Origin of the sequence: Gottfriedia luciferensis, assembly GCF_001712755.1 — a bacterium.
Classification (GTDB): Bacteria; Bacillota; Bacilli; order Bacillales; family Bacillaceae_G; genus Gottfriedia; species Gottfriedia luciferensis_B.
This window is the reverse complement of sequence record NZ_MDKC01000013.1, coordinates 166,325-191,169: the sequence shown is the minus strand read 5'-3', so window position 1 is coordinate 191,169 and position 24,845 is coordinate 166,325. Positions and strand designations below refer to the sequence as shown.

The following is a 24,845-nucleotide window of genomic DNA, read 5'->3' as shown; positions in this document are numbered from 1 at the left end:
TTGTGGACAAAACTTGCTAATTTGTGGATAACTTTGTGTATAGTTCTTTTTGATAAACTAATACTTCTTCATTCGTAATAGTAGTTTGGTAATGCTTCATTTCTTTAATACTGTTTGAAACATTTTCCTGTTCGACTTGCCCAAAACCTAGTAAAAGGAATAAGTCTTGAACTACATGCTGCCTTGTTAATAAATATACTTTACTAATCATTTCATCTTTTAGTTTTTCAAGAACACTTTGTAAAAAGAGTACCATATGCTGTGAGTAAATGGTAGGTGCAACTACTAGTGATCTTAATAACGCTTCTTCTCCATCTTGTTCATATCCTATTACAGCTTGTGCTTTCCCAAACTCATCTTCCATTATGAAAAAAGATTCCTGTTGCTCCTCAAGTCCGTTTGTAGATAACCCTGCTTGTCCTAAGAATGAAAAAATTGTTTCAAAATCATCCTGAATCGCTGAACGTATTTTCATAAAATAACCTCCCTAGTATGCTTGTAATACTTTATGCACATAGGGAGATTGCTAGAACTAAAATAATTGCTTTAACATTTGTACAAAGAAGCTCTCTACCTTAATATCTTCTTTTGGTTCATCACCAGGTAGAGTGGAAGCTACAACCGCATCTTCACTGCTCTTGACCTCAGCATCATCCTGTAAAGATGATTCATTGTTTTGTTTTGTTGTAGCAATAGAATCAACATCACTTAAACGTAATGCTTCTTGTTGTTTAAACTCATTTTTTGCTTCATTTTTTGGTTCGCTTTTTGGTTCACTTTCGATTTTTGTTTCATGATCAATCCTTTGTTGCGATTGTAGTGACTCTTTACTTAAAGTTGCATCACCGTTTGAAAAATCTAGGAAACATAATGGTGGGAACAATACGCACCACCAGTTTGCCCCTTGTCCTGCACCAAGTTTAATTAAAACCGCTTCGTAGTCACCAGCAGGATATAAGAAACTACCATATAATTTTGTAGGGAATTTAACTTTTTTAGAGTAAGTAATTGTAAATGGTTGATTTGAACCTTCTTCTTTAATAACACGTGCAACCGTTTTTTGTAAGTCTGGAATATGACTTTTAATAACCTTTTGTCCTTCTTCAAAAGTTGTTAAATCTTTTACCCAAGTATTAATTTGAGCATTAACTTCATCTCTAACTTTACGTTTAAGAGCTTGATCTTCACTAGAATCGCTATTTGCTAGAATTCGTAGTCGTACAGCTTTCTTAGGAATTACGACCATCTCATTACCTTTTGCATTTGTATCTCGAAGTGGCATTAATACTGATGAACTAATCAATAATATGATAAATAAAGAAATAATTTTATATGTTATTTTTGTTTTATTTTTAGTTTTCATTCTCTCCACCATCCCTCTAGGAACAGTGTAGACAATTTGATTATTTCTTAAACACTAGTATTCTATTTTTTTTAATAGATTCTTTATTAGATTAGATAGTAAACGATGATTTCCAGTTCAGGCTACCCGTTTTTCAGTTGTGCAGTTGTTGAGCTCCTCATAGATAAAAAGGTTATCCTAACTGTTCTATTAACTATCAATTGAAAAAGAAATTGTGAATTAAAATCAGTAAAAACCTTAAAAAGCTTTGTTTATTTCCTAGATATCTTTCAATTCTTTTTTCTCTAACAGTTTATCTGCTCTTTAATATATTTCATATACAACGAAACAATATCTATATCTGATACTGTATATAATGTTCTACTTCCTACTACGTCTTCAATTTCATTTAGGATCAGTTGGTTGTTTGCATCGAACATGAAGTCAATTCCTACGAAGTCGAAATCAAAGTGATCTACTATTTTCTGAATAAGTTCTTTTTCATTTCGGGAAAGCTCGTAAAGCATTGCGCCTCCACCTAGTGAAAAATTCGCTCGAAAGTCTTTTTCTGAATATCTTAAAACAGCTGCAATAATTTCTTTACCGATAATGAAAACTCTTAAATCCCTACCTAACTGCTCTGCAACGTTTTGAATTAATAGTTCATCGAAATTTGAGTTCTGTACTATCTCCAGTAACTCTTCTTGATTATTTATAAAATATACTTCACTTCCGCCTCTTCCTGTGCAATTTTTAAGTACACAAGGGAAATGGACTGTATCTAGAGATTTTATAATTGTACTTTTTTTATAATAAAATGTGTCTAGCATTGGAATACCTAGTCTAGAAAGCTTCTGGTGTGTAAGAAATTTGTGATTGACCATTGTTGAAATCGCCTGGTTATTAAATGTTCTGATTCCCATTTCTTCAAAGTGGGAAGATAATATTTGTGATATGGTCCTCATGATTACAAAAGCCGGTTTGCTTAATTCTTTACCTCGATAGTAAAGTATATTAACACCATTTCGAGTACCTATTACAATATCATCTGTATATAGTAACTTTAACTCAAATCCATTTTCCAATGCTCCGATTACTAGCCAGTCGATATACGTTCTGTTTCTTTCTGCATCTGCTTCGGAATAGATTAACCATCCAATCATACGTTTTTCTCCAAGTCCCATATAATATAATCAATAATATATTTCGTTGTATCCACGTCTGTACATAGATAAATATTTTTGAAATGTGCATTTGAGTTAACTTCGCATATATATGTTTTTCCATCTTCTCCAAACAATAAGTCAATCCCTGCGAAATCAGCTCCCAATATTTCGGAGCATTGAAGTGCTAAATTGATCTGCTCTTCTGTCGGCTCATACTTATACATTTTTCCACCGTTTGTAACATTTGCCCGAAAATCTGATTCAGATTTTCTTAACACTGCTGTTACTACTTGTTTACCTACTACTTGGATACGAATATCAGTCCCTCTACTTGATTCTATAAACTCTTGATAAATATGCGGTTTGTGCTTTAGTTCGTCTACCTTCTTAAAAAAGTCTTCTCTATTCTCAACTAAATAAACTTGTCTACCGAATGAACCGAATGACTCTTTTATTATTAAAGGAAAACCTAATTCCTGTATAACTTCATCGTAAAAATCATAATTTGTTAAATCACAATTAGGGAATAATAGCGGAGCCGTAATTGTTTTTGGCATAGGTATATTAAAGTTAGATAATGCTTGAAAAGTTAAAGCCTTATCATCACAGACTTCTATCGTTCTCGCAGAATTATATAGTTTTAGCCCCATATTTTCTAAATGCCTTGCTAAATGAACATCCTTGTCCCAAAAAATTACAAAATCAGGTCTCTCATTCGCGAATTTCCCTTTTAAAATTGCTTGACCCTTTTCAATTACTGGGATTAGTTCATAATGTTTAACTAAGGAAACGTCTATTCCTTTTGCGATTGCTGTATCTTGTAACCATTCGAAAAGTTCAGTAAATTTTGTAGCTGTAATATGACCATTAAATACAATCCAACCTTTAAACTTTTTCATTCTAACTATCTTCTTTCGTAATGTTTTTGTTTTTTCTTGATTGAAATTTTCCTCATCTTTTACAACTTTAACACAAAAAAAAGAATCGTAATACATGGACTTTTTCTAGTCAATATCATTACGATTCACTATTTAAATTAGCCATTTACCATATAAACCATACGGTCTTTTCCATTTATATCAAAAACAACTTCAACATTTGAATTCGGATAAGCTTTCCTTAAAATGTCTGCAACCTGTTCACCTTGATTGACACCTACTTCAAATGCAACCAATGATTTTTCTTTTAATACTTGAGGTAAGTCATTTGCAAAACGGCGGTAAAATTCTAGACCATCTTCGCCGCCTACTAAAGCACGGTATGGTTCATGATCCTTAACTACTTCATCTAAACCCAACCAATCCTCATGCGGAATATACGGCGGATTTGATACAACAATATCAACTTTCTTGTTTTCTTCAATAAAGTAATTCAGTAAATCATTGTGAATAAAGTGGACATTTGCCTGTAACTCTTGCGCATTTCGTTTAGCGACTTGAATAGATTCTTCTGCAATATCGACTGTATGAACTGTTAATTGTTTATTTTCAAGCGCAAGTGAGATTGCAATCGCCCCACTACCTGTACCTACATCTACTAGTTCAAGTTGTTCTGTATTCTTCCAATGCTTTTGAATACGATGCAATACACCTTCCACTAACTCCTCTGTTTCTGGTCTTGGAATTAGTACTTCTTCATTAACGAAGAACTTTCGGCCATAAAAGTATTCATATCCTATTAAATACTGGATTGGTTGGCCCTTAACGTGCTTGTGAACCAATTCTTGAAACTGCATCCAATCATTCTCTTCTAAGTCTTCTCTCATATTCAGCAATAATTCTGTTCGATTGTAGTCCAAAAGATGTTTTAATACAATTTCACCCACATTTTCATCACGACCATGTTCTTGTAAAAAAGAAGAAGCCCATTTTAGGGCTTCATATATTTTTGTTGTCATTATTGACTTTGTTCCATGCGTTTTGCTTGATCATCCATAATTAACGCATTAATAATTTCGTCGATTTTACCTTCAACGATTTGATCAAGCTTTTGAATTGTTAATCCAATTCGGTGGTCAGTTACACGGTTTTGTGGGTAGTTATAAGTACGGATACGTTCAGAACGGTCACCTGTACCTACAGCTTGCTTACGATTTTGATCGTATTCTGCTTGTACTTCTCTTTGGAATTTATCATAAACCCTAGCGCGAAGAACCTTCATCGCTTTTTCTTTATTCTTAATTTGTGATTTTTCATCCTGACATGATACAACAGTATTTGTTGGAATATGAGTTAAACGCACTGCAGACATCGTTGTATTTACTGATTGACCACCAGGACCACTTGAAGCAAATGTATCTACACGAATATCTTTTTCGTGAATTTCAATTTCAACTTCTTCAGCTTCTGGTAAAACTGCTACTGTTGCAGTTGAAGTATGAATTCGTCCACCTGATTCTGTTTCAGGAACACGTTGAACACGGTGTGCACCATTTTCAAATTTTAGTTTTGAATATGCACCTTTACCATTTATCATAAAGATAACCTCTTTAAAGCCACCTAGCTCTGTATAGTTACCTTCAATGATTTCTGTTTTCCATCCGTTAACCTCAGCAAAACGGCTGTACATACGATATAACGTAGCAGCAAATAATGCAGCTTCGTCTCCGCCCGCAGCACCACGAATCTCAACGATAACGTTTTTATCATCGTTAGGATCTTTAGGAATTAAAAGGATTTTTAAACGTTCTTCTAGATCCTTTGATTCGTTTTCTAAATCATTTAATTCTTCTTTAACCATTTCGCGCATATCAGCATCAAGCTTCTCTTCAAGCATAGCTTTTGCATCTTTAATTTGCTCTTTAACTGATTTGTATTGACGGTATACATCAACCGTTTCTTGTATGTCTGATTGTTCTTTTGAGTATTCACGTAACTTTTTTGAATCGTTTATAATTTCCGGGTCACTAAGTAAATCGTTTAATCTATCATAGCGATCCTCTACAGCTTGTAATCGATCAAACATAATTTTCACCTCGACATTTTCGTCTTAAATATATATCGAAAAAAGCGATTCTAAATCGCTTCTTTAATTCTAAATTCTAAGGTAAAAGCGCGTATAGCACTTTATCCACAATTATTATTCTTCAGTTCCGAAAGCTAGCTCTTCGATCATATCTCAGTCAGAGCTGGGCGAGCTTTCTCCACATTTCTTAGTATATGGTCTTAATAGCTAATTTTCAACCTACAGTAAAATTAATCGTTCTGACTTTGAAGTGCTCGTTGAATTGTTTTCGTTGGTACTTCGTGACAGTGACGACATCTTGGTTCGTATGATTCAGATGCTCCTACTAAAATAATAGGGTCTTCAAATAAAGCTGGTTTACCATTTATTAATCTTTGTGTTCTACTTGCAGGTGATCCGCATGAAGCGCAAACTGCGTTTAATTTCGTTACATGTTCTGCAATTGATAATATTTCAGGCACTTTACCAAATGGTAAGCCTCTAAAATCCTGGTCTAAACCTGCACAAATCACACGTTTCCCAGAGTTAGCAAGTTGCTGAACTACCATAACTATTTCATCGTCAAAGAATTGAATCTCGTCAATTGCAACTACTTCAACTTCTTCTGTAACGTATTTAAGTATATGTGATGAGTGTGTTACTGCATAAGCAGGTACTTTCATACCTGTGTGAGACACCACTTCTACTTCACTGTATCGATTATCAATTGATGGCTTGAATGTAACACAGCTTTGCTTAGCAAACTGCGTACGACGAACACGGCGAATTAGTTCCTCTGATTTTCCAGAAAACATACTTCCGCAAATCATTTCAATCCAACCATTTTTTTTCATCATAAAGAACATTATGTGTCTCACCTTTCTATATCAGTACAAAGACTATTTTATTATTTATTTTAAACGCTGGTTAATTCAGCACTATTTATAATTCGTGTAAGTATCTTGAGTATTTATATAAAAATTCACTAAATTGAATTAGACTTATATGTTATTTGACTATAAATGCGTAAAAAAAGCAGGCAAAGTAGCAATAACTCGCCTGCTTTTCATCAATATTACTTAAGGCCGTATTTTTTGTTGAAACGTTCAACACGTCCTGCAGCGTTAGCAAATTTCTGACGTCCAGTGTAGAATGGGTGAGAATCAGAAGAAACCTCAACTTTGATTAGAGGGTAAGTTTCGCCATCTTCCCATTCGATTGTTTCGTTAGAATATTTTGTTGATCCGCTTAAGAATTTGAAACCAGTGTTAATATCCATAAACACTACTTTCTTGTAATTAGGATGAATATTCGCTTTCATGTTTTTCATCTCCTTCCGCCCTGAAATCCTTGAAATCAGAGTTATAAGAAACCATGTGTATACCACATAGTTTACATTTCACATACAAATGAAATTATAGCAACTAACCCGGGAGAATGCAACCCACTATTTCTCTTTCAGATTGCTTATATCTTCCATCTATTTTATTTATTAGATACAGGCGTTTTTCTACTTTCTTCAGTCATCGTATTGAAGAAATCTTCATTTGTTTTCGTTTGACGAAGCATTCTGAAATAACGTTCAACAAAGTCTGGGATATCAGACATAGTTTTTCGCATTAACCATAGCTTGTCCAGATGATCTTTTGGTATTAATAGATCTTCTTTACGTGTTCCAGAACGACGAATGTCAATTGCAGGGAAGATACGACGTTCAGCTAATGAACGATCTAAGTGAAGCTCCATATTACCAGTACCTTTGAACTCCTCATAAATAACATCATCCATACGTGAGCCAGTGTCGATTAGAGCAGTTGCTAAAATCGTTAAACTTCCACCTTCTTCGATATTACGTGCAGCACCAAAGAATCTTTTTGGTCTATGGAATGCAGCAGGATCAATACCACCTGATAACGTACGACCACTTGGTGGAATAACTAAATTATACGCACGAGCAAGCCTAGTAATACTATCCATTAAAATAATTACATCTTTCTTGTGCTCTACTAGTCTCATAGCGCGCTCTAATACTAGTTCAGCAACCTTAATATGACTATCAGGAGTTTCGTCGAAAGTCGAACTTACAACATCTCCTTTTACAGAACGTTCAATGTCCGTTACCTCTTCTGGTCGCTCATCAATTAGCAATACAATTAGTTCAGCTTCTGGGTGATTTGTCGTGATGCTATTTGCAATTTCTTTTAATAACTCTGTCTTACCGGCTTTTGGAGGGGCAACAATTAAACCACGTTGACCAAATCCTACTGGGGAGATCATATCAATAATTCTTGTAGAAAACTTAGCAGGAGATGTTTCAAGCTTCATTTGTCTATTTGGATATAATGCAGTTAATCCCGGGAAGTGAACTCGTTCTTTAGCATTCTCAGGATCATCTCCATTGACTGCTTCTACTTGAAGTAGACCAAAGTATCTTTCATTTTCCTTCGGTGGGCGTACTTTTCCAGAAACCTTATCACCATTTCGCATATCAAAACGACGAATTTGAGATGCAGAAATATAAATATCTTCTGAACTAGGTGAATAATTAATTGGACGTAAGAATCCATATCCTTCTGATGGGATAATTTCTAGTACACCTTCCATGAACATTAATCCATCTTTTTCAGCTTGCGCTTTAAGGATTGCAAAAATAAGTTCTTTTTTCGTTAATTTGCTGTAATACGAAATTTTCATTACCTTCGCGTGTTCATACAAATCTTTTAATTTCATGTTTTCTAATGCAGAGATTGTTAAACTCATATAACACCACTCTTTACTTTTATTCGTTCAAATTAGGGTTTTCTTAATTCGGAAGGTTATTTAGAAGGTTTTTTGAAGGAAACTTACATAAAGTATTACTCTTTAGTGTAACCTTTTCCCCTAAAAATATTCTAAGTAATTAGAATTAATAGGTTTACTATCTATTGAGATTATAATTCGAAAGAGTTTTTTATGCCAACTATTTTTCGACTAAACTATTTAATGACTCTTCCTCTTGGTAAATAAAGGAAAGAGTCATTATTTTACTAAATTAATATCTAGGTTCCGATTTCGTTAACAAAGAATTTTGAATCATTATTAACCCTCATCAAAACCAAGCTTTTTTACGGATTGATTATTTTATAACTAGGTTTGGTTTTTTGTTTAGGCTGTGACGTCCATCTACAAAACGAACAGTTCCTGATTTAGCACGCATAACTAATGATTGCGTAGAACCTACATTCCCTTTGTATTGTACACCTTTTAGTAATTCTCCATCAGTTACACCAGTAGCAGCAAAAATTGCATCGTCACCCTTAACTAAATCGTCCATATATAATATACGGTTTGGATCTTCTATACCCATGCGTTTGCAACGTTCGATCTCTTCTTCATTTTGAGGTAATAACTTCCCTTGAAGTTCTCCACCTAAGCATTTTAAAGCAACTGCAGCGATAACTCCTTCTGGCGCTCCACCGCTTCCAAATAAAATATCAACACCTGTGTGATCAAAAGCTGTGTTAATTGCACCCGCAACATCACCATCGTTGATCAGTTTAATTCGAGCACCTGCTGAGCGAATTTCTTCAATTAATTTCGCATGGCGTTCTCTATTTAATACTGTTGCAACAACTTCATTAATATTTTTTCCTTTTGCTTTTGCTACAGCTGTTAAGTTATCAAGAACAGATGCATTGATATCAACTTTACCAACCGCTTCAGGTCCTACTGCAAGTTTCTCCATGTACATATCAGGAGCATGCAATAAATTGCCATGGTCAGCAATTGCAATAACTGCTAAAGCATTCCATCCACCAGATGCCACGATATTTGTACCTTCAAGTGGGTCAACTGCTACGTCCACTCTTGGACCATATCCATTCCCAAGTTTTTCACCGATATAAAGCATTGGAGCCTCGTCCATTTCCCCTTCTCCAATTACAACTGTTCCCTTCATAGGAATCGTATCAAATACGTCACGCATTGCTGTTGTAGCAGCATCATCTGCTTCATCCTTTTTACCTAAACCCATCCATTTTGCAGATGCTAGTGCTGCTGCCTCAGTAACACGTACTAACTCCATTGATAAACTTCTTTCCATTCCAAACTCCCCCTTTGATGTAAATGAAAACTATCTAATTATGTTATGAGTATGTAAACACCCAATTTTACGCATTTTTTAATTGTTCAACTTCTTGCTTGGTTAGCTGAACACGCCAAACATTAGCTCCTAATCCTAAAAGCTTTTCAACTAAATCCTCATATCCTCTGTCAACATGCTCTAATCCAGTTAGTTCTGTTTTACCTTCTGCAATCAAGCCTGCTATAACTAAAGCTGCTCCAGCACGTAAATCACTTGCCTTTACACGGCCGCCTTGTAACTGTGAAGGGCCGGAAATAATAGCCGTACTACCTTCGACTTTAATCGTTGCACTCATTCTTCTAAGCTCATCAATATGCTTAAATCTTGCACCATATATTGTATCAGTAATAACGGCTGTCCCATTTGCTTTCGTTAACAGCACAGAAAACGGCTGCTGTAGGTCAGTTGGAAACCCTGGATAAACTAAAGTTTTGATATCTACTGATTTTAGTTCTTTATTTGATCCTGAAACGATAATTTGATCGTCATTCGTATCAATATCTATATTCATTTCTCTCATTTTCGCAATAAGTGATTCCAAATGGTGTGGAATAACATTATCAACAATAACCTTGTCCCCTTCTTGCACAGTTGCAGCAGCTAATATTGTATAAGTTCCTGCTTCAATGCGATCAGGGATAATTGTATGTGTGCAGCCAGATAGTGATTCTACTCCATCAATTCGAATTACATCTGTACCAGCACCTTTAATTTTAGCACCCATACTTGTTAATAAAGTAGCTACATCGACAATCTCAGGCTCTTTTGCAGCGTTTTCAATAACAGTTCTACCATTTGCTAAAACCGCTGCTAACATGATATTAATCGTTGCACCAACACTTACTACATCTAAGTATATACGTGCACCTTTTAGTTCTTCTGCCCTTAAATAAATTGCACCTTGCTCATTTGTTACTTTTGCACCTAATGCTTCAAAACCTTTTATATGTTGATCAATAGGTCTTGGTCCAAGGTAACAGCCTCCTGGTAAGCCTATAACCGCTTGCTTAAATCTACCTAACATTGCACCCATTAAATAATAAGACGCTCGCAATTTTTTTACCTTCCCACTTGGAAGTGGCATTGCAACCATATTTGTTGGATCAATCATTATTTTTTCATCAGATACTTCTACTTGTCCACCTATTTCCTCTAAAAGGTCACATAGTGTTTGAACATCTGAAATAGAAGGAACTCCTTCAAGTGTTACAGGTGAGCTTGCTAAGATAGTTGCTGGGATTAAAGCCACTGCACTATTTTTGGCACCGCTAACACGAATTGTCCCTTTTAAAGGTATACCGCCTTCTAATACAAGCTTTTCCATAGTATACTCCCTTCTAAATGAGCAGAAGAAAATAGTAGAGAAGTATAGTTTTTAAACTTCTCAACTGTCGAATAGTTTCTACCTATTTTCTCCAAAATTCTACTTCTCTAATCTTAGTTTATACGAGAGCTACAGTCTAATGTAAAGACTTTTGCTTCGGTTTTGTTATTTACAATATCTTGAAATTCAATAAAAATTGAGTAAAACCTTTAAATGAATTTTGATTAGCGAATAAAGTAGAAATAGATATTTGGTAAATTCTTAAACTAGACCTAAACTAATTCTAATCATTATTATCTTATATCTTCAAGTCTAAATGAAAAAACAGTTAATTTTATTGCTAAAAATGGCTTTGTTAAACAAGAAAACCGTCTAAACATAATTTAGACGGCTTTAATTTATTATAATATATCATATTTTAAGCTAAAAAACTTAAAATATTATGCTTTGTTGCTAGTACCGAACTCACGGATTTTGCCAGCCACTGTTGCGATAATTGCTTCGCGACCTGGTCCAAGAACTTTACGTGGATCGTATTGTTTTTGATCATTTGCAACAAATTCACGAACAGCTTTATTGAAAGCAATTTGGTTCTCAGTGTTTACGTTAATTTTTGCAGTTCCACGAGCGATTGCTTTTTGAATTTGTTCAGTTGGGATTCCAGTTCCACCGTGTAAAACTAATGGTACGTTCGTCTCGTTACCGATTTGTTCCATTTCGTCGAAACCTAATTTCGGTTCACCTTTGTATGGTCCATGAACAGAACCTAAAGCTGGAGCTAAGCAATCAATGCCAGTACGCTCAACTAGTTCTTTACACTCTGCTGGGTCAGCATAAATAATGTCTCCAACAACGTGATCTTCTTGTCCACCAACAGTTCCTAATTCAGCTTCTACAGATACACCATGAGAGTGAGCGTAGTCTACAACTTTTTTAGTTGTTTCAACGTTTTGCTCAAATGGATCGTGAGAAGCATCAATCATAACTGAAGTAAATCCAGCGTCGATTGCAGCTTTACATGCTTCGAAGCTTGAACCGTGATCAAGATGAATTGCTACAGGTACAGTAATTTTTAAATCAATTAATAAACCTTCTACCATCTTTACAACAGTATTAAATCCACCCATGTATTTAGCTGCACCTTCAGAAACACCAAGAATTACAGGTGATTGTTCTTTTTCAGCTGCAGTAAGAATAGCAAAAGTCCACTCTAAGTTATTAATATTGTATTGACCAACAGCGTATTTACCTTCTTTTGCTTTATTAAGCATTTCAGTCATAGATACTAAAGGCATTTTAAGCCCTCCTTATATACTCTTTTATGAAAATTAATCTGCACCCATAATTTTACTAACAAGAATATAATGCTACAAAGTGTTCTTTATTATGTAAATTATAAGGTATTTATATCACAACATAAGAATACAAAAAATGAAATGAAAACACAACAAATATCATCTAATGTTCGTATTATCGTAACATTTTAGACAATTAAACATTGTTTCTAACGGTTTTATCGGCTATTTCCGAAAACGCTTTCAGTTAATGGGTAAAAATAAAAGCAGATGGTCCGCTACCCATCTGCTATTTTACTGCTGAGATTGTGGTTGTGAAGTATGTTCTCTAACAACCTTTTTAATTTCATCAATATCAAATGGTTTTGGAAAATATTGTAGTGCTCCTAATTTTTTAGCTTCTTCAATAATATCGAGTTCACCATAAGCCGTCATCAAAATAACTTTAATATCTTTATTAATTTCTTTGATTCGCTTTAGAATCTCCACTCCGTCCATACCTGGTATTTTCATATCAAGAATAACTAAGTCGGGACAATCCTTCACTACAATATCAATTGCTTGAAAACCATTAGCTGCCTGAAATACCTCATAGCCTTCTTTTTTGAAAATTTCGTGTAAAAGCAAACGAATTCCGTACTGGTCGTCTACTATAAGTAATTTACTTCCCAAAAATAGTACCACCTTTCTAAACCAGATAACCTTGCTTAAAAAAATACAAATTCCCCTAAATTTTTACATTCTACTTAAAAACCTTTTTTCCTGCATTAGTTTGAAAAATTTACAAAAAATTACTTTTTTAATTTTTTTTGTATCTATCTAAATTACAGTATAATGGTTAGACCATACTTTTATAAGAGGGAGTATTATTTAATGTTAAAAATTTTTTCGACACAATTGAATGGGGTTTTTCAAAAAATAGTTAAACAAGAGGAAGTATTTGAAGATGCTTCACGTTTCCTAGCACAGGCAGTTATAGGCGAAGGATGCGTTTATGTACATGGCACAAAAGAATTTGCTGGTATTGTTTCAGAAATAACTGATGGAGCAGAACAAAACGACTCAATTAAACCTTTGTTGATTAACGGCGAAATCCAGCCATTATCCCCAGTAGATCGAGTACTTTTATTTACAAGACAGACGGATGATCAAGAAGCTATTCTTCTTGCTAATAAACTATTAGAATCAAACGTTGGATTAGTAATCGTCTCTACTACGATCAATGGTGAAGACCATTTATCAGAACTAGCTGATGTATTTATTAACTATGAATTAACAAGAAAGCTTGTTCCAACTGACGAGGGAGACCGAATCTGTTTACCTACCCTACTTACAGGATTATTTATTTATCACTGCCTACTACTTACAATGAGTGAAATCCTATCAGATTTCGACTGAAAAACAATTCTAAAATAACAAAAACACCCAACAGGATTTTAATAAAATCCTGTTGGGTGTTTTTTATTTTCTTATCCTCGGTTTTGTAGTGATGCTCCTACAAAATCTCTGAATAATGGTTGTGGTCTATTTGGACGAGAAATAAACTCTGGGTGGAATTGTGAAGCTACAAACCATGGATGATTTGGCAACTCAATAATTTCTACTAAACGACCATCAGGGCTAGTACCTGAGAAGATAAATCCTTCTTGTTCCATTTGTTGACGGTATTCATTATTGAACTCATAACGATGACGGTGACGTTCGTAAACAACTTCTTCCCCGTAAGCTTCGTATGCTTTTGAACCTTCAACTAATTTACATGGATATAAACCTAAACGTAATGTACCACCTAAATCTTCTACATCTTTTTGTTCAGGTAATAAATCGATAATTGGATAGTTAGTAGTAGGATCAATTTCTGCTGAGTGAGCACCTTTCAAGCCTAAAACATTTCTAGCAAATTCAATTGACGCAATTTGCATACCTAGACAAATTCCTAAGAATGGTACGTTATTTTCACGAGCAAATTGTGCAGTTAAGATTTTGCCTTCTACACCACGGTCTCCGAATCCACCTGGTACAAGAATTCCATCTACATTGCTTAAAAGTTCGTTTACATTAGCTGATGTAACTTCTTCTGCATTAATCCATTTAATTTCAATTTCACTATCAAAAGCATATCCTGCGTGCTTTAATGCCTCTGCTACTGAAATATAAGCATCTTGTAATTCTACATATTTACCAACAAGAGCGATTTTTGTTGATTTAGTTAGGTTTTTAACTTTGTCTACTAAAGAAATCCACTCTGTCATATCTGCTTCATTTGTTTGTAGTTTTAAATGATTACATGCGATACTGTCTAATCCTTGTGCTTGTAAAGCTAATGGGATTTCGTAAAGAGTATCTGCATCTACACATTCGATCACATCTTTAGCATCTACATCACAGAATTGAGCAATTTTATCTTTCATTTCTTGTGGTACAGATGTTTCTGAACGTAATACGATAACATTTGGTTGAATACCAATGCTACGAAGTTCTTTTACACTGTGTTGAGTTGGTTTAGTTTTTAACTCACCAGCAGCTTTAATATAAGGTAGAAGTGTACAGTGAACATACATTACGTTGTCACGGCCTACGTCACCCTTAATTTGACGAATAGCTTCGATAAAAGGTAATGACTCGATATCACCAACTGTTCCACCGATCTCAGTGATAACAACATCAGCATTCGTTTCGCGACCAGCACGGAATACTTTATCCTTAATCTCATTTGTAATGTGTGGGATAACTTGTACAGTTCCTCCTAAGTAATCTCCACGACGTTCTTTTTGTAATACCGTAGAATAAACTTTACCACATGTTACATTGTTGAATTTAGTAACGTTAATATCAACAAATCTTTCATAATGACCTAAGTCTAAGTCTGTTTCTGCACCGTCATCTGTTACGAAAACTTCACCATGTTGGTATGGACTCATTGTTCCTGGATCTAAGTTAATGTACGGATCGAACTTTTGAATTGTTACATTTAATCCTCTATTTTTTAGTAGTCGTCCTAAAGATGCTGCAACAATCCCTTTACCAAGAGAAGAAACTACGCCACCTGTTACAAAAATATACTTTGTCATAATTGAGCCCCTTTCATTTTTAGCATTCGTATTTTATTTTTCCTTACAAGAAATTACAAAGCTAATCCTTTATAAAAAATTATTTAATAACATTTTGTATGCATGCTTTATTGTCATCCAAAATTGGGTTTTTTCATGCAAATTTTTAACATTTGAATCGAAAGCAAACATTTCATTTATTGTTTTATTACATTAAGTATTTGTAAAAAAACAAAGACGCCCCCTATTTAAAATAGGGAGCGTCAAAATATATTTCGTTCTTTTTAAAGAGCCCAATAAGAATTCTACTCATTCAGTACTTAAAAGTCAAGAACTTATCGTTCTTCTTCCTCTTCAAATTCATCTAATTCTTCTTCTTCTTCATCTTCTAGCTCTAAATCTTCATCATCTATTTCAAGATCTTCATCATCTTCATCGATTTCTTCGTCATCAAACTCATCAGTTTCATCATCATCAACTAGATCTTCATCTAACTCGTCTAATTCAAGTTCTTCCTCTTCAAAATCATCTTCTTCAGATGCGTCATAATCTTCGAACTCATCTTCTTCTTCTAATTGTTTACGTTTCTTCTTAGGTTTTGCAACAGGTAATACTTCTTCTTCTGCTTGATCGTATGGATACCAAGCACGTAATCCCCAGCGATTTTCACCTAAACATACGAAACGGCCATCAATATTTAATTCTGTATAAAATTGAGGAAGTTTTTCTAATAGTGCCTCTCTAGTTACACCTAAAACTGTTGCCATTTGGTCAACTAAATCGTAAAAAGAAATAGGTTCCTTTGTTTCAGAAAAAAGTTCATATGCTAATTCAATAAGCGATAATTCTTTTAATTGCTCTTCCGAGTATTGCTTTAAACTCAAGGTAAGCACTCCTTTAAAAATAATATTTTCACCATAATTTAATAACATTATGTATAAATTTTACTAGTTAGCTATAAAATACATATCTTTCATTATAAACAAAACTAAGTTAAATATGCTAGCACCTTGTCTATATTTTTCAATATTAGACTAATTTTTTGCGAAAATAGTAAAATGAGCGTCTAAAAGACGCCCATTCTACCTAACTCCAGTCACATGCCACTTATGCTGTCTTAAAGCAGGACAACCGGCTTTCACAATTCTTTTTTACATATTTCTACGGTATTGTCCGCCTACTTCATATAATGCTTGAGTGATTTGTCCTAAACTAGCAACGCGAACAGTATTCATTAGCTCTTCGAATAAATTGCCATTTTGACGAGCAACTTGTTTTAATTGTTCTAAAGCAACCTGTGCTTCTGATTTATGTTTCACTTGGAATTGTTCTACATGATCAATTTGCGATTGTTTTTCTTCGTAGCTTGATCTAGCGATTTCCATCGTATTAATTGATTCCATTTGTTCGTTAGGATTGATATAAGAGTTTACTCCTATAATTGGAAGTTCACCATTATGTTTAAGTGTTTCATAATAAAGTGATTCTTCTTGAATTTTGCCACGTTGATATTGAAGCTCCATCGCACCTAATACGCCACCACGGTCACTGATTCTCTCAAACTCTTTTAAGACTGCTTCTTCTACTAAGTCTGTTAACTGCTCAATGATAAATGATCCTTGGATTGGATTTTCATTTTTTGATAGACCATTTTCTTTTTGAATAATAAGCTGAATCGCCATTGCTCGACGTACAGATTCCTCAGTAGGAGTTGTAACAGCTTCATCATATGCATTCGTATGAAGTGAGTTACAGTTATCGTATAAAGCCAGTAATGCTTGTAAAGTTGTACGTATATCATTAAACGCCATCTCTTGAGCATGTAATGAGCGACCTGATGTTTGAACATGGTATTTAAGTTTTTGGCTACGTTCAGATGCACCATATTTTTCTTTCATCGTAACAGCCCAAATTCTTCTCGCTACACGTCCGATTACAGAATACTCAGCATCAAGCCCATTACTAAAGAAGAATGATAAATTATGGGCAAAATCATCAATTTTCATGCCTCGACTTAAATAATATTCAACGTAAGTGAATCCATTTGATAAAGTGAATGCAAGTTGTGAAATAGGATTTGCTCCAGCTTCAGCAATATGATATCCAGAAATTGAAACCGAATAATAATTACGAACACTATTATCAATAAAATACTGTTGTATATCGCCCATCATTTTTAAAGCGAATTCTGTTGAGAAAATACATGTATTTTGACCTTGATCCTCTTTTAAAATGTCAGCTTGAACAGTACCACGAACTTTTTGTAAAGTTACTCGCTTTATTTCTGTAAATTCTTCAACTGTTAAAATACGACCTAATTCTTTTTCTTTTATTTCAACTTGTTGATGGATAGCAGTATTTAAAAACATAGCTAAAATAATTGGTGCTGGACCATTAATTGTCATAGAAACAGATGTTGAAGGACTACATAAATCAAAACCATTATAAAGCTCAATCATATTATCTAAAGTACATACATTAACTCCACTCTCACCAATTTTCCCAAAAATATCAGGACGGATTGCTGGGTCTTCTCCGTATAGAGTTACTGAATCAAATGCTGTACTTAAACGTTTAGCTGGGTCATTCTCACATAGATAGTGGAATCGTTTATTCGTTCTACTTGGAGGCCCCTCACCAGCAAATTGTCTCTTTGGATCTTCATCTTGACGCTTGAATGGGAACACTCCAGCTGTAAATGGGTAATATCCAGGTACGTTTTCTTTTGCTACCCATCTTAATAAATCTCCATAATCTCGATAAGTAGGTACAGATACTTTCGGTATTTTTGTGCCCGATAAAGTTGTAGTTGTTAACTCAACTTTAATTTCTTTATCTCTAATTTTTTGAATTAGTTGATCTTGTGAATATGCTTCTTTAATCAATTTAAAATGATTTAGTGCTTGTTTTGTAGATGGAGCAAGAGATTCTTCAAATTTATTTTTCAAATCTACTAATGTATGTTTTGCATCTTCAATATTTTGTGACTCTATTTCAGACAGTGTTCCTTCAATTTGATAAAGCTTTGAAGCTTTTGCTGCCTCAACTTCAGTGTTTTCGTGATAGTTTCTTACAGTTTCTGCAATTTCTCTTAAATAAAAACGACGATTACTTGGAATAATGACATGTTGTTTCTCAACATTACCCGGCTTAATATATGTCGTATTCCACTCATTTGTAGTGTGTTTTTCAATTGATTTTGTTAAAGCTAAAAATAAATTATTAGTTCCTGCATCGTTGAACTGGCTAGCTATTGTTCCATATACAGGCATTGTAGCGATATCATCATGGAAAAGATGACGACTACGTTGATATTGTTTTTGAACAAGACGTAATGCATCTTCTGAGCCTTGACGTTCAAATTTATTAATTGCAATCAAGTCTGCAAAGTCAATCATATCAATTTTTTCTAATTGCGAAGGTGCTCCAAATTCACTTGTCATAACGTACAGATGAATATCACTGTACTGCGTAATTGCAGCATCACCTTGACCTATACCACTTGTCTCAACAAAAATAACGTCAAAGTCAGCTGATTTTAAGATTGAAATCGTATCCTCTAATGCATTTGAGATTTCAGATTGACTATCTCGAGTAGCTAAACTTCTCATATACACATTTGGATGATGGATTGAATTCATACGAATACGATCACCTAATAGTGCCCCACCTGTTTTACGTTTTGTTGGGTCAATTGAAACAATACCGATTGTTTTTTCTGGAAACTCTTGAATAAAACGGCGTACTAGCTCATCTGTTAATGAACTCTTACCCGCTCCACCAGTACCAGTCATACCAATTACTACACTTTTATCAGTTTCTGATTTTTCTAATGTTGCGGCCATCTCTAAGCTTGAATCTAGAGAACCTTTATTTTCAGCTAAAGTAATAAATCTAGCAATTTCTTTATGATTTGTAGCAGATAGTTTTTGAACGTTTTCTAAGTCCTTCAAAGGTGGAAGAAAATCTGTGCTTTGTAACATATGATTAATCATCCCTTGAAGACCCATTATACGGCCATCTTCAGGTGAATAGATTTTAGTGATTCCGTATGCTTCTAACTCCTCTTGCTCCTTAGGTAGAATTACGCCACCACCTCCACCAAATAACTTGATGTGAGAAGCGCCTCTTTCTTGAAGCAAATCGTACATATATTTAAAGTACTCCATATGTCCACCTTGGTAGGAAGAAATTGAAATACCTTGTACATCCTCTTGAATTGCTGCGTTAATAATTTCTTCAACAGAGCGGTTATGGCCTAAATGAATTACTTCAACTCCATTTTCTTGCAATAATCTTCTAATCATATTGATTGACACGTCATGGCCATCAAATAAGCTTGATGCAGTAACGAAACGAATCTTGTGCTTAGCTTGATACTTTTCTACCATACTAATCATCCCCCAGAAATATAATTGCCTTTTTTTGTAAAAGAAAACTTGGTAAAGGGCTATCCATATTCCTTGTACCAAGCGATCCTAATCTTTCGTAATGCGAAAAGAAGAATAATATTATTTTTTATAGCATTCTTGAGATTACTAGTCTTTGAATTTCTTGTGTTCCTTCATAGATTTGAGTTATTTTAGCATCTCTCATAAAGCGTTCCACTGGATAATCCTTTGTATATCCATAGCCACCGAAAACTTGTACTGCCTCTGTTGTAACCTTCATCGCAGTATCTCCTGCTAGTAATTTAGACATAGCAGATTCCTTACCATATGGAAGTCCATTAGATTCTAACCAAGCAGCTTGATAAGTTAATAGACGAGAAGCTTCGATACTTGTAGCCATATCAGCAAGTTTAAATGAGACACCTTGCTGAGCAATAATTGGTTTGCCAAATTGAACACGCTCTTTAGCGTAATCAACTGAAGCATCTAAAGCACCTTGTGCAATACCTACTGCTTGAGCAGCGATTCCATTTCTACCACCATCAAGCGTTTGCATCGCAACTTTAAATCCTTTACCTTCTTCACCTAATAAGTTTTCAGCTGGGATGCGGCATTCTTCAAAGATAATTTCAGTTGTCGGCGATGAACGAATACCTAATTTACTTTCTTTCTTACCAACTGAAAAACCTGGTGTATCACTTTCAACGATAAATGCAGAAACTCCGTGTTTATTTGTAGGATCTGTCACAGCAAATACTACGTAAATTTCCGCTTCTCCACCGTTTGTAATAAATATTTTTGAACCATTTAATATATATTCGTTTCCTTCTTTTCTAGCAGTCGTTCTCATACCACCAGCATCTGACCCAGATCCTGGTTCAGTTAATCCATAAGCACCGATTTTTGTTCCTTGTGCTAACGGTTTTAAGAATTTTTGTTTTTGTTCTTCAGTACCAAACTTATATATCGGCCAACTAGCTAATGAAGTGTGGGCTGATAACGTTACACCTGTTGAAGCACAAACCCGAGAAAGCTCTTCAACAGCGATAACGTAAGCTAAATAATCACTGCCGATTCCACCATATTCCTCTGGGAATGGAATTCCTGTTAATCCCAACTCAGCCATTTGATCAAAAATTGAACGATCAAATTTTTCATGCTCATCACGCTCAGCAGCTGACGGAGCAACCTCATTTCTAGCAAAATCTCTTACCATTTTACGAATCATTTCATGTTCTTCACTTAAACGAAATTGCATAGATCATTTCCCCCGATTTTTGCTAGGACAAGTATCACAATCAAATGAAAGGTTGTAATTAAAGATAATTATTTTATATCCTATTCCCCTTAACTTAATTGCTCCCTTATCACTGCCATGTTGTTTTTGTCGATTTTTGTAAGCGTTAACAAAATATTTTCTACTTTGACTAAAAAGATAGTCTACTTCGTATAATATTAGACAAAAATCTGAAAATTCCTGTTATTTTTTGTAGAAAAATTTTTAAGTCTGGAAGGAAGGAAAAACAGGGTCAAGTTAATACGCAAAAATAGAAAAGCAAAAAAATAACAGCTTAAGGGAGGCAGTACTTAGATAGAAGGAAACATTCCCCTCCACACCTTTCCTGCTCTTCCATACACTGCTATTCTTGCTTTCCCCTCTTATCGTACCTCTACTAAGACTGCGTCTCCTTGACCACCACCGCTACAAATTGCAGCAATTCCAAGGCCTCCGCCTCGTGCTTTTAATGCATTAATTAAGGTTACAATGATTCTTGCACCACTTGCTCCAATTGGATGTCCTAGAGCAATCGCTCCACCATTTACATTTATTTTTTCTAAAGGTATATCCGCAATTTTCGCACTTGCTAAAACTACTGCTGCGAATGCTTCGTTAATTTCAAATAAATCAATATCTGATATCTTTTTATTTGTTTTTTGTAATAATTTTTGAATGACATATCCCGGAGTTCTAGGAAAGTCTTTTGCTTCTACAGCCATTGATTCTGTTGCAACGATTGTAGCTAAAGGTACATAGCCATTTAGTTTTGCTTCTTCCTCACTCATTAATAAAAGTGCCGCACCTGCGTCATTTAATCCAGGTGCATTTCCAGCTGTGATTGTTCCGTCGCGATCAAATGCTGGAGATAGCTTAGCTAGTTTTTCAATAGTAGTATCTTCCCTTGGACACTCGTCTACTTCTATTTTTGTTACGACTCCTTTTTTGCCAACTGACTCAATCGTTACAATCTCTTCTTCAAATTTACCTGTTTTAATCGATTCAACCGCAAGTTGTTGACTACGAAGTGCCCACTCATCTTGTTGCTCACGAGATATGTCTTCAAGTTTAGCAACTTCACTTCCGTATGTGCCCATATGAACTCCAGTAAATGAACAAGTTAAGCCATCTACTAGAAGGCCATCCTTTAATTCTGTGTTCCCCATTTTATTTCCCCATCTTATAGAGGTTTGATAATAAGGTGTATTGCTCATTGATTCCATTCCACCTGCAACAATACGTTTACTTTCACCAGAACGAATCAATAAATCAGAAAGCATAACGCTACGCATACCAGATGCACATACTTTATTTATTGTCTCTGATCTTGTTTCCCAAGGTAATCCTGCATTACGAAGTGCTTGTCTTGAAGGTAATTGTCCTTGTCCACCTTGTAAAACTGTTCCCATTATTACATCATCAATCATTTCTAATGGATGGTTAACACGGTTCAATGTCTCTTTAATTGCGATACCACCTAACTGAGCAGCACTAAAGCCCTTTAAGGCGCCTCCAAAACGTCCGATTGGTGTACGAACTGCACTTACTATAACTGTTTTACTCATCCCATTTTCCCCCTTAAAATTTTATCTATTTCTCCTCTATAATAAAATTCTATAATCAATCAATTCACCAAATAAAAAAACGCTGACAGGCAGTCTGAAAGGTGTACAAGTTGCACACCTTTCATTGGTATTTTATGAAGATTGAAAAGTTATAGAACTTTTATGAAGCTTGGTTTTGTTTGTCACCAAAAATCGATAACTCTAAAAGCTCTGCTATATCTAGTGTTTTAACATTTTCTTCGACTTCTTTTGCTTTTGTTCCATCTGATAGCATTGTTAAGCAATAAGGGCAACCTGTTCCAATTACATTTGGACTAACTGCAAGTGCTTGTTCAGTACGTGTTACATTAATACGATTACCAACATGCTCTTCCATCCACATTAATCCTCCACCCGCTCCACAGCACATACCTGTTTCGCGCTTACGCTCCATTTCAACTAGTTTGACACCAGGAATTGCACGAAGAATATCCCTAGGAGCTTCATAAACTTCATTGTATCGACCTAAATAACATGAATCGTGGTAAGTAATCACTTCATTAACTTGATGAACCGGTTTTAACTTACCCTCTTTAACCAATTGAGATAATAATTCTGTATGATGATAAACTTCTATTGATAAACCAAAATCAGGATATTCATTTTTAAATGTGTTATAAGCATGCGGGTCAATTGTTACTAATTTGCTTACTCCCGATTTTTCAATTTCTGCGATATTATTACTTGCTAACTCTTGGAATAAGAATTCTTGACCTAATCGTCTAGGTGTATCACCAGAATTTTTCTCCTTATTACCTAAAATTGCAAACTTAATTCCAGCTTCATTCATTAGTTTCGCAAATGCTAATGCGATTTTCTGGCTACGGTTATCATATGAACCCATTGCACCAACCCAGAATAAGTACTCAATTTCTTCTCCAGCTTTCTGAGCTTCTTTTACTGTTGGGATATGGATACTTTCATCAAGTTCTCTCCAGTTTTCACGGTCTTTACGATTTAATCCCCATGGGTTTCCTTGACGTTCGATATTTGTCATTGCACGTTGAGCATCTGGTTGCATCTTACCTTCCGTTAAAACTAAATAACGACGTAAATCAATTACCTTTTCAACATGCTCATTCATTACAGGACATTGATCTTCACAATTACGACAAGTTGTACATGCCCAAATCTCTTCCTCAGTAATTACATCACCAATTAAACTTGGACTATATTCCAATGTTGCTGCTGATTCTTGTTTTCCTTGTGAAGCAAATGCTAATTGATTTCCTTTTGTTTTAGAAAATGCAACTGTTGGAACCCAAGGTGCACGAGATGTTACAACAGCCCCTGTTTCAGTTAAATGATCACGGAGTTTTAAAATTAAATCCATCGGTGACAGCATTTTTCCAGTTGCAGTAGCTGGACATACATTAGTACAACGACCACATTCTACACAAGCATATAAATCAATTAATTGTGATTGACGGAAGTCGCTGATTTTTCCAACACCAAATGTTTCTTGTGTTTCATCTTCAAAATCTATTTTTTCTAATTTTCCTGCTTTCGTTAAACGATTAAAATACACGTTTGCTGGACCAGCAAGTAAATGTGCGTGTTTTGATTGAGGTACATATACTAAGAACGTTAAAAGTGAAATTAAGTGAGTCCACCACGCAACATAAAATAATGAAATTGATAAAGGCTTACTAATACCGTTAAAAACTGTTGCAATTAATGATGCGATTGGTTCATGAAAGCTTGTTGCTTCACCATGCCAAATGATTCCCACACCATTACCAAAAAGCGTTGATAACATTAATAAACCAATAAAAATAAGAACTAAACCGCTTTTCCAACCTCTTTTTAGTCGAACTAACTTCTCAATATATCGTCTATGGAAGGCCCAAACAACTGCCACCAATATAAGTAACGCAATGATTTCTTCAAAAAATGTAAATGCACCATATAAAGGTCCAAGAGGTAAATGTGCGCTAGGAACAAGACCTCTTATAATAAAGTCTAAAGCTCCTGCTTGAACTAAAATGAATCCATAAAAGAATAACAAATGAATAAATCCACTTTTCTTATCCTTTAATAGCTTTTTTTGTCCAAAAACATTGACCCAAATTTTTTGAAAACGTTCTTTCAAATTTCTTTCAAATTCTTCTTTTTTACCTAATTTAATGTAGGCAAGTCTTGTTTGAATCAGGTAAACGAATAAATAAATTGCATAAACTGTAATTGCCACAAACCCTAGTGCGTTCAAATACAAAAGTGCATGATTCATGATGTATTCCTCCCCCAATTTTCCCGGTTATAAAGAAAACGCTTACTGTTTAAAAATTTATAACCATAATAATATTCAGAAAATATATAATTTAATTATAT

The 24,845-nt window shown here is 34.7% G+C and carries 20 protein-coding genes; 1 reads left to right on the top strand and 19 read right to left on the bottom strand.

What is annotated here, in order from left to right; all coding sequences use genetic code 11:
• Window positions 1-16 precede the first annotated feature (16 nt).
• The 13 genes from BED47_RS11160 to BED47_RS11100 all read right to left on the bottom strand — a co-directional run bounded on the left by BED47_RS11160 (window position 17) and on the right by BED47_RS11100 (window position 12,865).
• Complete coding sequence (locus BED47_RS11160) at window positions 17-475, bottom strand: hypothetical protein (protein ID WP_069033730.1); 459 nt, start codon at window positions 473-475, stop codon at window positions 17-19.
• Window positions 476-532: 57 nt separating this feature from the next.
• A complete protein-coding gene (gene spoIIR / locus BED47_RS11155; protein ID WP_069033729.1) occupies window positions 533-1,363 on the bottom strand; it encodes a stage II sporulation protein R in 831 nt (276 codons plus the stop codon).
• A gap of 284 nt (window positions 1,364-1,647) precedes the next feature.
• Window positions 1,648-2,505: an ATP-grasp domain-containing protein gene (locus BED47_RS11150; RefSeq protein ID WP_069033728.1), complete on the bottom strand. Its 858-nt coding sequence runs from the start codon at window positions 2,503-2,505 to the stop codon at window positions 1,648-1,650.
• Window positions 2,502-3,407, bottom strand: a complete 906-nt coding sequence (locus BED47_RS11145) for an ATP-grasp domain-containing protein (protein ID WP_069033833.1) — start codon at window positions 3,405-3,407, stop codon at window positions 2,502-2,504. Before BED47_RS11145 ends, BED47_RS11150 begins: the two co-directional genes overlap by 4 nt.
• Window positions 3,408-3,544: 137 nt before the next feature.
• Window positions 3,545-4,405 carry a peptide chain release factor N(5)-glutamine methyltransferase gene (gene prmC / locus BED47_RS11140; protein WP_069033727.1) on the bottom strand — a complete coding sequence of 287 codons (861 nt, stop codon included), beginning with the start codon at window positions 4,403-4,405 and terminating at the stop codon, window positions 3,545-3,547.
• Complete coding sequence (prfA, locus tag BED47_RS11135; RefSeq protein WP_025671037.1) at window positions 4,405-5,472, bottom strand: peptide chain release factor 1; 1,068 nt, start codon at window positions 5,470-5,472, stop codon at window positions 4,405-4,407. The genes prmC and prfA overlap by 1 nt, the downstream gene beginning before the upstream one ends.
• Window positions 5,473-5,702: 230 nt before the next feature.
• Window positions 5,703-6,317: a thymidine kinase gene (locus tag BED47_RS11130; protein ID WP_069033726.1), complete on the bottom strand. Its 615-nt coding sequence runs from the start codon at window positions 6,315-6,317 to the stop codon at window positions 5,703-5,705.
• Between the two features lie 209 nt (window positions 6,318-6,526).
• Entirely contained in the window at window positions 6,527-6,772 is a 246-nt protein-coding gene (locus BED47_RS11125) for a type B 50S ribosomal protein L31 (protein WP_025671035.1), read from the bottom strand.
• Window positions 6,773-6,936: 164 nt separating this feature from the next.
• On the bottom strand, window positions 6,937-8,211 hold the full coding sequence (rho, locus tag BED47_RS11120) for a transcription termination factor Rho (protein ID WP_069033725.1): 1,275 nt from the start codon (window positions 8,209-8,211) through the stop codon (window positions 6,937-6,939).
• Between the two features lie 355 nt (window positions 8,212-8,566).
• Window positions 8,567-9,532: a class II fructose-bisphosphatase gene (glpX, locus tag BED47_RS11115; RefSeq protein WP_069033724.1), complete on the bottom strand. Its 966-nt coding sequence runs from the start codon at window positions 9,530-9,532 to the stop codon at window positions 8,567-8,569.
• Between the two features lie 67 nt (window positions 9,533-9,599).
• Window positions 9,600-10,898, bottom strand: a complete 1,299-nt coding sequence (locus tag BED47_RS11110) for a UDP-N-acetylglucosamine 1-carboxyvinyltransferase (RefSeq protein WP_069033723.1) — start codon at window positions 10,896-10,898, stop codon at window positions 9,600-9,602.
• A gap of 440 nt (window positions 10,899-11,338) precedes the next feature.
• Complete coding sequence (locus BED47_RS11105) at window positions 11,339-12,193, bottom strand: class II fructose-bisphosphate aldolase (RefSeq protein ID WP_069033722.1); 855 nt, start codon at window positions 12,191-12,193, stop codon at window positions 11,339-11,341.
• A gap of 294 nt (window positions 12,194-12,487) precedes the next feature.
• Window positions 12,488-12,865, bottom strand: a complete 378-nt coding sequence (locus BED47_RS11100; protein ID WP_025671030.1) for a response regulator — start codon at window positions 12,863-12,865, stop codon at window positions 12,488-12,490.
• A 201-nt stretch (window positions 12,866-13,066) separates the two neighbouring features.
• Between BED47_RS11100 and BED47_RS11095 the strand changes: the two genes are divergently transcribed.
• Window positions 13,067-13,591, top strand: coding sequence for a DUF2529 family protein (locus BED47_RS11095; RefSeq protein WP_069033721.1), 525 nt, complete (start codon window positions 13,067-13,069; stop codon window positions 13,589-13,591).
• Between the two features lie 71 nt (window positions 13,592-13,662).
• On the opposite strand, the gene BED47_RS11090 is transcribed toward BED47_RS11095, so the two are convergent.
• The 6 genes from BED47_RS11090 to BED47_RS11065 all read right to left on the bottom strand — a co-directional run bounded on the left by BED47_RS11090 (window position 13,663) and on the right by BED47_RS11065 (window position 24,744).
• Window positions 13,663-15,264 carry a CTP synthase gene (locus tag BED47_RS11090; protein WP_069033720.1) on the bottom strand — a complete coding sequence of 534 codons (1,602 nt, stop codon included), beginning with the start codon at window positions 15,262-15,264 and terminating at the stop codon, window positions 13,663-13,665.
• 314 nt (window positions 15,265-15,578) lie between these two features.
• Window positions 15,579-16,127, bottom strand: coding sequence for a DNA-directed RNA polymerase subunit delta (rpoE, locus tag BED47_RS11085; RefSeq protein WP_069033719.1), 549 nt, complete (start codon window positions 16,125-16,127; stop codon window positions 15,579-15,581).
• Between the two features lie 267 nt (window positions 16,128-16,394).
• Window positions 16,395-19,634: a fused isobutyryl-CoA mutase/GTPase IcmF gene (gene icmF / locus BED47_RS11080; RefSeq protein ID WP_069033718.1), complete on the bottom strand. Its 3,240-nt coding sequence runs from the start codon at window positions 19,632-19,634 to the stop codon at window positions 16,395-16,397.
• Between the two features lie 127 nt (window positions 19,635-19,761).
• On the bottom strand, window positions 19,762-20,892 hold the full coding sequence (locus tag BED47_RS11075; RefSeq protein ID WP_069033717.1) for an acyl-CoA dehydrogenase: 1,131 nt from the start codon (window positions 20,890-20,892) through the stop codon (window positions 19,762-19,764).
• 401 nt (window positions 20,893-21,293) lie between these two features.
• A complete protein-coding gene (locus BED47_RS11070; protein WP_069033716.1) occupies window positions 21,294-22,475 on the bottom strand; it encodes an acetyl-CoA C-acetyltransferase in 1,182 nt (393 codons plus the stop codon).
• A 160-nt stretch (window positions 22,476-22,635) separates the two neighbouring features.
• On the bottom strand, window positions 22,636-24,744 hold the full coding sequence (locus tag BED47_RS11065; RefSeq protein WP_069033715.1) for a heterodisulfide reductase-related iron-sulfur binding cluster: 2,109 nt from the start codon (window positions 24,742-24,744) through the stop codon (window positions 22,636-22,638).
• Window positions 24,745-24,845 lie beyond the last annotated feature (101 nt).

Bases quoted from the DNA above. Each gene is read 5' to 3' on its own strand.
- BED47_RS11160 (WP_069033730.1), bottom strand. From the start codon at position 475: ATGAAAATACGTTCAGCGATTCAGGATGATTTTGAAACAATTTTTTCA.
- spoIIR (WP_069033729.1), bottom strand. From the start codon at position 1,363: ATGAAAACTAAAAATAAAACAAAAATAACATATAAAATTATTTCTTTA.
- BED47_RS11150 (WP_069033728.1), bottom strand. From the start codon at position 2,505: ATGATTGGATGGTTAATCTATTCCGAAGCAGATGCAGAAAGAAACAGA.
- BED47_RS11145 (WP_069033833.1), bottom strand. From the start codon at position 3,407: ATGAAAAAGTTTAAAGGTTGGATTGTATTTAATGGTCATATTACAGCT.
- prmC (WP_069033727.1), bottom strand. From the start codon at position 4,405: ATGACAACAAAAATATATGAAGCCCTAAAATGGGCTTCTTCTTTTTTA.
- prfA (WP_025671037.1), bottom strand. From the start codon at position 5,472: ATGTTTGATCGATTACAAGCTGTAGAGGATCGCTATGATAGATTAAAC.
- BED47_RS11130 (WP_069033726.1), bottom strand. From the start codon at position 6,317: ATGTTCTTTATGATGAAAAAAAATGGTTGGATTGAAATGATTTGCGGA.
- BED47_RS11125 (WP_025671035.1), bottom strand. From the start codon at position 6,772: ATGAAAGCGAATATTCATCCTAATTACAAGAAAGTAGTGTTTATGGAT.
- rho (WP_069033725.1), bottom strand. From the start codon at position 8,211: ATGAGTTTAACAATCTCTGCATTAGAAAACATGAAATTAAAAGATTTG.
- glpX (WP_069033724.1), bottom strand. From the start codon at position 9,532: ATGGAAAGAAGTTTATCAATGGAGTTAGTACGTGTTACTGAGGCAGCA.
- BED47_RS11110 (WP_069033723.1), bottom strand. From the start codon at position 10,898: ATGGAAAAGCTTGTATTAGAAGGCGGTATACCTTTAAAAGGGACAATT.
- BED47_RS11105 (WP_069033722.1), bottom strand. From the start codon at position 12,193: ATGCCTTTAGTATCTATGACTGAAATGCTTAATAAAGCAAAAGAAGGT.
- BED47_RS11095 (WP_069033721.1), top strand. From the start codon at position 13,067: ATGTTAAAAATTTTTTCGACACAATTGAATGGGGTTTTTCAAAAAATA.
- BED47_RS11090 (WP_069033720.1), bottom strand. From the start codon at position 15,264: ATGACAAAGTATATTTTTGTAACAGGTGGCGTAGTTTCTTCTCTTGGT.
- icmF (WP_069033718.1), bottom strand. From the start codon at position 19,634: ATGGTAGAAAAGTATCAAGCTAAGCACAAGATTCGTTTCGTTACTGCA.
- BED47_RS11075 (WP_069033717.1), bottom strand. From the start codon at position 20,892: ATGCAATTTCGTTTAAGTGAAGAACATGAAATGATTCGTAAAATGGTA.
- BED47_RS11070 (WP_069033716.1), bottom strand. From the start codon at position 22,475: ATGAGTAAAACAGTTATAGTAAGTGCAGTTCGTACACCAATCGGACGT.
- BED47_RS11065 (WP_069033715.1), bottom strand. From the start codon at position 24,744: ATGAATCATGCACTTTTGTATTTGAACGCACTAGGGTTTGTGGCAATT.